Annotated in this window: 2 protein-coding genes; one reads left to right on the forward strand and one right to left on the reverse strand. The window is 30.7% G+C overall.

The window, feature by feature from the left end:
* Positions 1-475 precede the first annotated feature (475 nt).
* Positions 476-13,396, forward strand: a complete 12,921-nt coding sequence (locus CURT_RS09310; RefSeq protein WP_115651857.1) for a calcium-binding protein — start codon at positions 476-478, stop codon at positions 13,394-13,396.
* A 154-nt stretch (positions 13,397-13,550) separates the two neighbouring features.
* Here CURT_RS09310 and CURT_RS03500 read toward each other — a convergent pair whose 3' ends face one another.
* Positions 13,551-13,781: a hypothetical protein gene (locus tag CURT_RS03500; RefSeq protein ID WP_169478857.1), complete on the reverse strand. Its 231-nt coding sequence runs from the start codon at positions 13,779-13,781 to the stop codon at positions 13,551-13,553.
* Positions 13,782-13,821: the final 40 nt, after the last annotated feature.

A 13,821-nucleotide genomic window follows, 5' to 3' on the forward strand; every position in this document is an offset into this window, starting at 1 on the left:
TATAAATTAAATTAAGGATTAAATTTTGAAAAACAGTATAAAATTTAAAGACCGTAGTTTTAGATGTAAAATTTTAATATTTACAACTAATTTTATACTTTTCTTTCCTTCTTTTATTATAATTTTTATACATGTTTATATATTGTATAGATATGAGATTTGTTTTGGTTTTACAAATTTTATAAAAGAGTATTTTGTAATTATAACTATCTTTGAAAACTCAAGTCTCATTCTGTAAGCTACAGCATTTTATGCATTTTTTATGGCAGCAGCTTGGGGGTTGATTTTAGGTATTATTATGCTGATATTGGCAATAGCAAAAAAGGATCGGGAGTTAAAAATGTATCTTTAATTGTAGTAATAATATTTGTATGGGTTTTTGTATTTATTATGGTGGCGACTTAGCAAATTATATTACTGTAATTGATAAAAGAATTGTTTTTTATGATGTTGGATAAAATTAAAGGAGTAAAAAGTGAGAAGTGATATTTGTTTAAAACCAAGTGAAGTCGAAGCTTATAATGAACTGTTAAATAGGTTGGATAAAGTTTTTTCCGATAAGAACAGTGCTTTTGCAGATGGACTTACAGCGATATCAAAAGATATAGAAAAAGGAAATATAAGCTCACCCGAAGAGTTGGTTCCAAGAATGAAAAAATTATTATTAAAAGCACCGGCTGCATTTAGTGCTGCGGCTAATGCTTATAATCTATCAAAAGCAATGTTCTCAGATGATCCGGTTTTAAATACAACAAAAGAGTTATGTAAAATGGGAGGTAGTGCAGTAGGAACAGCATTAGGAGCAGGATTAGCAACAGCATTAGGAACAACAATGACTACTCCTTTAGGGGCTATAGCTATAGTAGGGCTTGTTGCATTAGGTTCTTTTTTTGGTTCGGAAGGTGCTGAAAAGATAATAGATAGCATATTAGATAATTTATGCGTAGATCCGAATGTTCCTAGAATATCAATCTCTAGCCCAACAGTTTTAGAGTCTGATAATTATGCAGTGTTTAATATAAGTCTTGCGATTCCATTAGAAATTGATTTGGAGCTTGATGTAAAAACAGGCAATGGTACTGCTAAGGCAGGTAAAGATTTTGAAGCTGTTAATGATAAGATAGTCATAAAGGCTGGAGAAACAAGTTATCAATATAAAGTTAAAATAATTGACGATGATATTAGAGAAAACACAGAATATTTTACTCTTAAGGTTCAAAGTACAAATGTGCTTGATCCAAACGATTTTGGGTACTATGGAATAGGCATAGCTAACATAAAAGATGATGATGAAGATGTCCTTGAGGTTCAAGTTCAGGATGCTACCTGTATAGAAACAGACGGTAAAATAGAATTTACCATAACATTAAATAAGGCATTGGAAAAAGAGTTAAAATTAAAGGTACATACAGTAGGAGAGACTGCAACTGCGGATGAAGACTTTGAAGATAAAAGTGGCACTACTATAACTATACCGCCGAATACTACAACTTATAAATACACAATACCTGTTGCAAGCGATGGTATATATGAAGGTAAAGAACAATTTGGACTATTTTTAGTAAATGATGGCAAGTATGAGGGAAAAGATGTTAAAAAATCTGATGTGTTTGCTATGGCTACAGGCACCATTATAGATTTCCCTAAAGAAGAATGCCCTAAAAATAGTGTTCCAAATTTCGGCTTTAGTTTTGATGAGCCGAGAAATTATTTTCCTTCATATAGCGGCGGAGGTAATAGCGGCGGAGGCTGGGGAGGAGGAGTCGGCGGAGGCTGGAGTGGCTCATCTATAACTTATGTTCCTACTGCACCAACCAAACCGTCTTTACCTCATATACCCGAGTATGAATGTCGCTATGAGCCTGATTTAAACTCGGTTTTAAAAGTAAAATTGTCTTCAAAAGCCCAATCTTCAAATAGTAAAACAATTTTAGCAAGTTCTATGAGCGTTATAAACTCATTGAATTTAATAAGTTCTAAAGATTTAAAATCAAATAATAGCGATAAGCAAACTACTCTTTCTAGACCGAATGATACTTGCAGCGATGATACATGTTATGCAAATAAAAAAGATAAAATTTACTTTGATATGAATGGTGACGGTTTTAAAGAAAGAATGCTTGAATGGCTAAAAGATGATGAAGCCATACTTGTAAATGATATAAATAACAACGGCTTAGTTGATAACGGCCTTGAGATAGTAGGAAACCACTACAACCACACAAATTCACCTGATAGCTTTAGTCTGCTTAAAGAATTTGACACAAATAAAGACGGAGTGATAGATGATAAAGATGATCATAATCTTGCTTTATGGATAGATGCCAACCAAAACGGTATTACAGATGAGGGCGAGCTGATTTATATAAAAGATGCAAATTCTCCTATAAGGCAGATTGAGCTAAATCCTCTTGATACACTTTTAAGCGGATATGATAAGAATCATGATTTTAAAATAGATAAAAATGACGGAATTTATAATTATATCTACTATGAAGAAAATAGTGATAATTCTGTAAATTTATATATTTACGGCGACGAGAATATAAAAGAGTATCTAAACGGATATGATAAAAATCTTACTGTAAATACTGATAAAGGCATAAAACAAGTTAGAAACATTAAATTTTATAAAGATATAGATGAGCTTGATCTAAACGATACAGTAAATGGAACATCATTAAATGACCATATTATTGGAAATAATACATCTAATAAACTGTATGGAAATGCAGGAAATGATATCATAGAGGGATATGACGGAGATGATATATTAGATGGCGGAGAAGGCAGTGATAAACTTATCGGTGGAAAAGGTAATGATATCTTAATAGGCGGTAGAGGTAATGATTATCTTGAAGGCGGCGCCAATAACGATACTTATATATTTAAAAAAGGCGATGAAGTAGATGTCATATATGATGAAAGTGGATATGACGTTGTAGTGTTTGAAGAAGGTATAACAAAAGAAGATCTAGTTATAAATTCAAACGGAGTTGACTTAAACATAGCTGTCAAGTCAAACTCAAAAGGATATTTGAGTAATCAAATTATTATTAAAAATTTCTATAGTCCTTCAAATATGATAGAGCTTGTAAAATTCAGTGACGGATCGTTTTTATCACCAAATGATCTCATTTCTATGATATCTACAAATTCAAATGATCAAATTTATGGAACTTACCTTGATGAAACTATAGACGCTTTAAATGGAGATGATAAAGTATATGCAGGCGGCGGCAATGACATCATAATAGGCAATAAAGGTGATGATATGCTTTATGGTGGAAGCGGTAATGATACATATATTTATACTAAAGGTGATGGAAGAGATACTATATTTGATTCAAGTGGAAACGATACTTTAATTCTTAAAAACATAAGTAAAAATGATGTTAAATTTATAAAAAATAAAGACTCTTTAACTCTTTATATAGATGAGAAGAACAGTATTACTATAGAAAATTATTTTCATTCTTCCAATAAAATAGAAACTATTAAATTTGATGATTCAAATCTTGTTTTAGAAGAAAATAATATTATAAATGAGTTCATAACAGACGGTGATGATATTATAATCGGCACAAGTAAAAATGATATTTTAAACGGTCTTGGTGGAAATGATACCATAAACGGTCTTGGTGGAAATGATACATTAATAGGTGAAAACGGAAATGATAAATTATATGGTGGGAGCGGAAATGATATTTTAATAGGCGGAAGCGGTGATGACTATCTAAGTGGCGGAAGCGGTGATGATATTTATGAATATAATTTAAATGATGGAAATGACACTATATATGATTCTAACGGCAATGATACTTTAAAATTCGGTAGCGGTATAAATAGAGAAAATATCAGTTTTAAAAAATACAGAAATGATTTAAGTATTACGATAAAAGACACAAATGAGACGATAAAAATCACAAATTTCTTTACTAAAGAAAATACCATAGAAACTTTTAAATTCAGCGATGAAACTGTTTTAACAAATGATGAAATAGCTGCAATGTTTTCCATCGGTATGTCAGAAAAAGATACGATATATTCCTCAAAAAATGCAACATTAAAAGGTGAAAAAGGTGACGATATATATGTATATCAAAGAGGTGACGGTAAAGTCATAGTAGATGACAGTTTTATAGAAAATAACATAGTTATAAATTCTGGAAACGATACATTAAGACTTGTTGATATAAGACAAAATGATGTGAAATTTACATCTTACGGAAATGATTTGATTATATTTATAAAAGATAATTCAGGCGAAATAAATAATGAAAATGCCGTTATTATAAAAGATTGGAAAGATCCTTTAAAAGGCATAGAAAATATTGAATTTAGCGACGGAACTATAAGTGTAGATAAAACAAAGTCTTATCCTTACGCTTCAGGTTTTAAATATCCAAGCAGCACTCATTTTATCTATGGAAGCGAGGATAATATAATAACAGGTCAATCTTACAATCCAAATATTATAGATGCAGGAGCAGGCAATGATATTATAAATGCAGGATATAAAAATGATATTTTAATAGGTGGAAAAGGAGCAGATATCCTTAATGGTGGAGACGGTGATGATATATATGTTTATAATCTTGGAGATGGACAAGATACCATATATGATACAGGCGGCAATGACGCTATTAAATTTGGAGATGGTATAAGTCAAAACGATATTTTAATAAGAGTTGTGGATTTTAATTTATATATCGGAATAAAAGAAGATGGAGTAAAATTCAGCGATCTTGAAGATAGAATAACAATAAGAGATTGGATGAAAAATCCTAACAGAATTGAAAAATTTATTTTTCAAGATGGAAGTATGCTTTCATATAATGAAATAATTGCCAAAGCAGGGACTGACGAAAATGACATTATTAATACATTTCCAGGAAATGATGATGTTATAAATGCTCTTGGCGGCAATGATATAATAAATAGCAACGACGGCGATGACATTATAGACGGCGGAGCCGGAGATGATATCATAAATGGTGGAGATGGAAATGATACATATATCTTTAAACCGAATATGGGCAGGGATCAAATCACAGATACTAGTGGAATAGATAGAATAAAAGTTGTTGGAGCTTTAACTATAAATGATGTTTCGTATGCCAAAGTTGATGATGATTTGGTTTTATATATAAAAGAACCTGGACAAAATGAGTTAAATTTTAATAATGGAATGGTTTTAAAAGATTGGTTTAAATCTTTGTCTAATAGGATAGAATTTATAGAGTTTGAAGACGGCAGAGTTATAAAACCCGAAGATATTATACCTTTTACTAATCAAGATGACAACCTTACTTTCGGAGATGAAGACAATATCATAAACGCTCTTGGCGGAAACGACATAATCTATGCAGGCGGAGGAAACGACATAATAGACGGCGGAAGCGGCAATGATATTCTTTATGGTGGAAGTGGAAACGACATAATAGACGGCGGAAGCGGCAATGATATTCTTTATGGTGGAAGTGGAGACGATACATATCTGTTTGGTAGAGGATCAGGAATAGATATTATAAATGAGTATGATAACAGCGACTGTGGCGGTAATGACACTTTAGAATTTAAAGAAGGAATCACACCTGATGATTTAGTTATTATGTATGATATAAAAAATAATTCCAATAGTTATGATTTAATAGTAGGCATAAAAGAAAAAGGAAAATCATCAATTTACGATTTAAAAGATAGGGTAACTTTAATAGACTGGAGATACGGTCCAAGAAGTGATCTTTTCATAGAAAACTTTAAATTTTCAGATGGAACGGTATGGAATTATAAAGATATCCAGTCTCATATCTTTACCGATGGAGATGATATCATCAAAAGATTTTATTATGGTAATAAAGATAATATCTTAACGGGTGGAAAAGGTAATGACAGATTAGAGGGCGGACAATATAGTGATATTTATATCTTTAACAGAGGTGATGAAAAAGACACTATCTATGATATAGGCGGAAATGATACTTTAAAATTCGGTGAAGGTATAAGTAGGGAAGATCTTATCATTAAAAAAGATAAAAATGATATAAAAATTTATGTTAAAAACAACCCTGACCAAAACATCGATGATATCACCGATATAGTTACCATAAAAGACTGGTATAACTCAAGTAATAAAATAGAAAACATAATCTTAAATGATGGAACAAAGATAGATTACAACTTTTTATTTAACCCTACAGAAGGTGATGACAACCTTACTTTCGGAGATGAAGACAATATCATAAACGCTCTTGGCGGAAACGACATAATCTATGCAGGCGGAGGAAACGACATAATAGACGGCGGAAGCGGCAATGATATTCTTTATGGTGGAAGTGGAAACGACATAATAGACGGCGGAAGCGGCAATGATATTCTTTATGGTGGAAGTGGAGACGATACATATCTGTTTGGTAGAGGATCAGGAATAGATATTATAAATGAGTATGATAACAGCGACTGTGGCGGTAATGACACTTTAGAATTTAAAGAAGGAATCACACCTGATGATTTAGTTATTATGTATGATATAAAAAATAATTCCAATAGTTATGATTTAATAGTAGGCATAAAAGAAAAAGGAAAATCATCAATTTACGATTTAAAAGATAGGGTAACTTTAATAGACTGGAGATACGGTCCAAGAAGTGATCTTTTCATAGAAAACTTTAAATTTTCAGATGGAACGGTATGGAATTATAAAGATATCCAGTCTCATATCTTTACCGATGGAGATGATATCATCAAAAGATTTTATTATGGTAATAAAGATAATATCTTAACGGGTGGAAAAGGTAATGACAGATTAGAGGGCGGACAATATAGTGATATTTATATCTTTAACAGAGGTGATGAAAAAGACACTATCTATGATATAGGCGGAAATGATACTTTAAAATTCGGTGAAGGTATAAGTAGGGAAGATCTTATCATTAAAAAAGATAAAAATGATATAAAAATTTATGTTAAAAACAACCCTGACCAAAACATCGATGATATCACCGATATAGTTACCATAAAAGACTGGTATAACTCAAGTAATAAAATAGAAAACATAATCTTAAATGATGGAACAAAGATAGATTACAACTTTTTATTTAACCCTACAGAAGGTGATGACAACCTTACTTTCGGAGATGAAGACAATATCATAAACGCTCTTGGCGGAAACGACATAATCTATGCAGGCGGAGGAAACGACATAATAGACGGCGGAAGCGGCAATGATATTCTTTATGGTGGAAGTGGAAACGACATAATAGACGGCGGAAGCGGCAATGATATTCTTTATGGTGGAAGTGGAGACGATACATATCTGTTTGGTAGAGGATCAGGAATAGATATTATAAATGAGTATGATAACAGCGACTGTGGCGGTAATGACACTTTAGAATTTAAAGAAGGAATCACACCTGATGATTTAGTTATTATGTATGATATAAAAAATAATTCCAATAGTTATGATTTAATAGTAGGCATAAAAGAAAAAGGAAAATCATCAATTTACGATTTAAAAGATAGGGTAACTTTAATAGACTGGAGATACGGTCCAAGAAGTGATCTTTTCATAGAAAACTTTAAATTTTCAGATGGAACGGTATGGAATTATAAAGATATCCAGTCTCATATCTTTACCGATGGAGATGATATCATCAAAAGATTTTATTATGGTAATAAAGATAATATCTTAACGGGTGGAAAAGGTAATGACAGATTAGAGGGCGGACAATATAGTGATATTTATATCTTTAACAGAGGTGATGAAAAAGACACTATCTATGATATAGGCGGAAATGATACTTTAAAATTCGGTGAAGGTATAAGTAGGGAAGATCTTATCATTAAAAAAGATAAAAATGATATAAAAATTTATGTTAAAAACAACCCTGACCAAAACATCGATGATATCACCGATATAGTTACCATAAAAGACTGGTATAACTCAAGTAATAAAATAGAAAACATAATCTTAAATGATGGAACAAAGATAGATTACAACTTTTTATTTAACCCTACAGAAGGTGATGACAACCTTACTTTCGGAGATGAAGACAATATCATAAACGCTCTTGGCGGAAACGACATAATCTATGCAGGCGGAGGAAACGACATAATAGACGGCGGAAGCGGCAATGATATTCTTTATGGTGGAAGTGGAAACGACATAATAGACGGCGGAAGCGGCAATGATATTCTTTATGGTGGAAGTGGAGACGATACATATCTGTTTGGTAGAGGATCAGGAATAGATATTATAAATGAGTATGATAACAGCGACTGTGGCGGTAATGACACTTTAGAATTTAAAGAAGGAATCACACCTGATGATTTAGTTATTATGTATGATATAAAAAATAATTCCAATAGTTATGATTTAATAGTAGGCATAAAAGAAAAAGGAAAATCATCAATTTACGATTTAAAAGATAGGGTAACTTTAATAGACTGGAGATACGGTCCAAGAAGTGATCTTTTCATAGAAAACTTTAAATTTTCAGATGGAACGGTATGGAATTATAAAGATATCCAGTCTCATATCTTTACCGATGGAGATGATATCATCAAAAGATTTTATTATGGTAATAAAGATAATATCTTAACGGGTGGAAAAGGTAATGACAGATTAGAGGGCGGACAATATAGTGATATTTATATCTTTAACAGAGGTGATGAAAAAGACACTATCTATGATATAGGCGGAAATGATACTTTAAAATTCGGTGAAGGTATAAGTAGGGAAGATGTGGTATTTTGGAGTGAGGGAAATAATCTCATTTTTGACTTAGGAAATGGAGATATGGTAACTGTTATAAATCACTCTAATACAGCTTCTAACTCCATAGAGAAAATAGAGCTTAATAATGGATATTATATAGATAAAAACAGTTTAGATGTTGCTATATCTGAAATGAAGTTAAAATCTTTTGATAACGGTATAGTTTTGAATAGAGAAAATATCTTAAAAAACGGTGCTTTAAAAGATATCATAAGTTCATCTTGGAAAAAAGATAATGATTTTACTCCTCCTTTAGTTTTAGATCTAAACTCAAACAATACAACTTCTATAAATTTAAATAACTCATATGCTTATTTTGATTATGATAATGACGGTGTTAGAGAAAAAACGGCTTGGATAGAAAAAGGCGATGCTTTGCTTGCTGTAGATTTGAATAATAACGGTCTTATAGATAACGGTAGTGAAATATTTGGTAATTACTTTAAGCTTCAAAATGGCAAGTTTGCAAAAGACGGATATGAAGCTCTTGCCGAATTTGACAGTAATAAAGATGGAAAAATAGATAAGCATGATGATCACTTTAGTGATTTATTAGTATGGAAAGATAGTAATCAAAACGGAATTTCCGAAGATGGCGAACTTGTTTCTTTAAAATCATTAGGTATTACAGAAATAAAATTACCGAAAAATAAAAATAAATCTGTTCTTGAAAACGGCAATGTGATATCAAATAGTTCTACTTTTATACAAAACGGTAAAGAAAAAACTATGAATGATGTTTGGTTTAAAATAGATCTTAATGAAGCAAAAAGCGATATTTCAAATGATATTTTATATGATAATGACTTTGAAGATTCTAAGATAGATAATACATTACATGTAGATAAAATTAAAATTTTATCTCAAGCCGGTATTAAAGAGATAATTTTAAGAAGCGGTTATACAGGTATAAGTATAAACGGAACAAGTGCTATAACTTCAGCAAACAATGGCGAAATGAGCTTTGAAAATGTATGGTATAGGTCTGATAACACAGATACGATATATGATGAAGAGTCGAACTCCTACATATCAGGAAGCGGCACTGTTAGAGGGCTTGATGATGCGATGAAAGACAACGACACCTTAAAAAACAGTGTTGATGAGTATAAAAATTCACTTGATTTAGCTTTTGATGATTTAAACTCAAATATGGATAATATCCTTAAAAATTGGGCTTTAAATGATGATTTTATGTCAAATATATCCTCAACTCCGCCTATTGTTTTAGATCTTAATCAAAACGGTATAACTTCAACAAAGCTTGAAAACTCAGATGCCTACTTTGACTATCAAAATAACGGAAGAAGATATAAAACTTCATGGATAGAAAAAGAAGACTCACTTTTAGGAATTGATATAAACGGTGATGGTGTTATAAATAATGCTTATGAGCTTTTTGGAACATTTTCAAAACTTAAAAATGGCTCTTATGCAAAAGATGGCTATGAAGCTCTAAAGGAATTTGATACAAACGGTGACGGAGTTATAGATCAAAATGATGAAAATTTTGAAAAACTTGTTGCCTGGCAAGATAAAAACGGCGATGGAAAAAGTGAAAAGGATGAAGTAAAATCTCTGAAAGATCTTGGAATTTCATCTATATCTTTAAATATTTCAGATGATATAAAAGAAGAAAACGGCAATAAAATAACCGCTTCAAGCACATTTATAAAAGATGACAAAGAGTATGTTATGCGCGATATTTGGTTTAATGTAAGCAGTAAACAAAGTATAGCCGTAAGTGATTTAAGTGATAGCGATGAAAAGAAAATAAGCGTTGTAGAAGCTTTTCGCGGTGCAAAGCTTACAGCGTTTCAAAGGAGTAATCCATACGAAATTTTGAAGGCATTAAAAGAGTATGAAAATATCAAATACTCTACAATTTCTAAAATAATCTCTAAAGAGCTTTTTGGAAAAGAGATGCCGACATGTCATATTATGTATCAAGCTCTAAATCAAAAATTAAACAGAATAATAGCTAATGAGTCAAATCCGAACGAAATAGCTCTAAGTATAAATTTACTTGCAGCATCTTTAAAAAGAGATTATAACTTTGCTATTCATAAAGTAGGTAAAAATACTCTTTCTAATCCTATTATTAAAAAGCTTCTTGAAAAAACAGGAATAAAATTTAGCTTTAATGAAAATGGCGAAATAGAAGGAGTTATAGGAAAAAACTACTTTGGAACAAAAGATAGTGATAACTTCAATTTTTCTAAAAACAGTGAAGGAGTTATAGTAAATTCTAAATCAGGAAATGATTTAATCATCGGCTCAAGTTACAATGATGAATTAAACGGCGGTCTTGGAAATGACATAATATATGCAGGAGACGGTATAGATGTGCTAAGAGGCGCACAAGGCGATGACTTACTTATCGGCGGAGATAAAAGCACTATTTATGAGTATTATTTAGGAGATGGGCACGACACTATCGTAGATGAAGGAGGAAGAGACATCTTGGCTTTTTCTTATTTGGATATAGAAAATTTAAGTATAGAAAAAGACGGTAATAATATGAAAATTTTAGTTGAAAATCCATATAAAAAGGATAAAATAATCGGCTCTATAACTATTATAGATGGTTTTACTTCAGGTAAAATAGAAGAGTATTATTTCAAAGATAGGGCTTATAGTTTTGACGAGATGTTTAAAACAGTATCTGCAAACTCAACTTACTATTTTAATAGTGGTGATGGAATTGTAAGCATAGATGATAAAGGCGGCGTTGATAAACTCATCTTTGGAAAAGGTGTAAATTTTAAAAATATAATAGTTATTAAAAAAGAAAATGATCTTGAAATAGCTCTAAATTTACCAAATAGAAACTACGATGAACTTTTGGATAAATTAAGAATTAAAAATTTCTTTACTCAAGCAGGACGAATAGAAAGTTTTATATTTGATAATGGTGTTATTCTAAATCATGAGGAAATTTTAAGTAATCTTAAAGAGATAAAAGATGATAAATTTATAATGGGTGATGATAATGATAATGTTTTAAACGGAACCGATAATGCAAATATTATAAACGGCAAAAAAGGAAATGATATTTTAAATGGTGGTTTTGGCGATGATAACTACATCTATGAAAAAGATAGCGGAAAAGACATTATAAACGATACCGGCGGAAATGATAAATTAGTCTTTGGTCTTGGAATAACAAGAAAAGATCTTATAAGTAAAGAAGTAGGTGGTGATCTAGTAATCGCTTTAAAAGAAGAAGGTGTTTCCTTTGATGAGCTTAAAAACAGCATAACGATAAAAAACTGGAAAAACAAAGATAATAAAATAGAAAGCGTTATGTATGATAACGGAATTGTTTATAATATAGATACTTTACTAAATACAGCTCCAACCCTCCTATCCAAATCATCAACCTATACTCTTAAAAACACCGATACCGTTACAGGAAATATAGGAGCCGGTGATATAGACGGCGATACTTTAAGCTATAAAGTAATCTCAAATCTGAATAACTCAACTATAAATATAGATAAAGAGGGAAACTTTATCTATAAAACAGGTAAAACCGTAAAAGATACAATTTTAGTTGAAGTAAGTGATGGGGCATTAAGCATAACAAAAGAACTGAATTTCAATAATCTTGGATATGTAATAGATACAAACGATAATATTACTATAGAAGATAATAAATTAATAAGTAATTCTTTGGAGTTTAACGCAGATATAAAAGATGTTGATTTCTTAAAAGATAAAGATAATTTAGTTATAAAATCTCCAAGCTCAAGTCTTACTTTAAAAGACTATTTTATAAACGATAAACATCAAATCCCCGTTATAAACTTTAAAGATACTTCGCTTGATATAAACTCTCCTTTATATCCTACAAAGAAATGGTGGCAGATAAATCCAAGTATAAAACTTGATAATAAAGGAGTTATCATCTCATATGAAGACAATGCGGTTCTAAAAGCAAGCAGCAAAGACGATACTATAATATCTTTAAACAGTAATGCCGATATAAAATCATTTGATAAAGATGACTTTATCTATGCAGGCGGTAAAAACACCATCATTAACTCAGGAGATGGAAATGATACTTTATTAATGCTGGGAAGTAACTCAAAAGCCTATCTTGAAGACGGAAATGATAAAGCCTTTATAAACTCATCAAACTCATTTATAGATGCAGGAAATGGAGATGATGCATTAATAACAAAAGGAGATAACAATACCTTAATAGGATCAAACGGAAATGATACATATATCATAGGAAAAGATGCTAATAATACCATCATAAGAGATAAAGAGTATGTAAATTTAATAGATGGAGGAAATGATACTTTAATCATTAAAGATACCAAAAAAGAAAACATCACCTTTAGTTACAACGGAGCATTTAATAAAGATCTTATCATAAACTATATAACAAATGACGGAGTTAAAAAAACAGCTTCCATACTTAATCAGTCAAATAAATTCTCAGCCGTAGAAACCATAAAACTGGATGATGAAAGCTTTATCACAAACGATCAGATAAATAAAATCATACAAAATCTTAACTCATACGGTAATGATAAAGGAATGAACATAAGCTTTGCAGATGGATTTCAAAAGAATCCAGATATTATGCAACTCTATAATGTGTGAGAAGGATCAAGTGAGATAATTTATAAATTTGTATATTTTTAAAGATATATATAAATTCATAATTAACTTGGAACAGTTTTTAAAAACAGTTCCAAGTTATAAATAAAGCATTCTTATATCGCTAAAAACAGTATTTTTTTATAAAATAAATATTCTATATTTTTTTAAATTTATCTTCTGCTTCTTGTTTTATTAACAATGAAAGGGCGTATAAATTTTTCTCTTTATGGTAAGATTTGTTATTTTTATGTTCTTTTAAAATACTATTGAATTCTTCATTCGGTATTGGTATTGTTTTAATAATAGTTTCTTTATTTTTTTTAATTATAGCTATACCTTTGTATTTTAAAATGTTTCTATATTGCATAGTAAATTTACGATCCATTGTGGCAAAGTATGGAAATTCAAAATCACAATTTATATAT

The sequence above is a fragment of the Campylobacter ureolyticus genome (assembly GCF_013372225.1).
GTDB lineage: Bacteria > Campylobacterota > Campylobacteria > Campylobacterales > Campylobacteraceae > Campylobacter_B > Campylobacter_B ureolyticus.

Bases quoted from the DNA above. Each gene is read 5' to 3' on its own strand.
- CURT_RS03500 (WP_169478857.1), bottom strand. From the start codon at position 13,781: ATGGATCGTAAATTTACTATGCAATATAGAAACATTTTAAAATACAAA.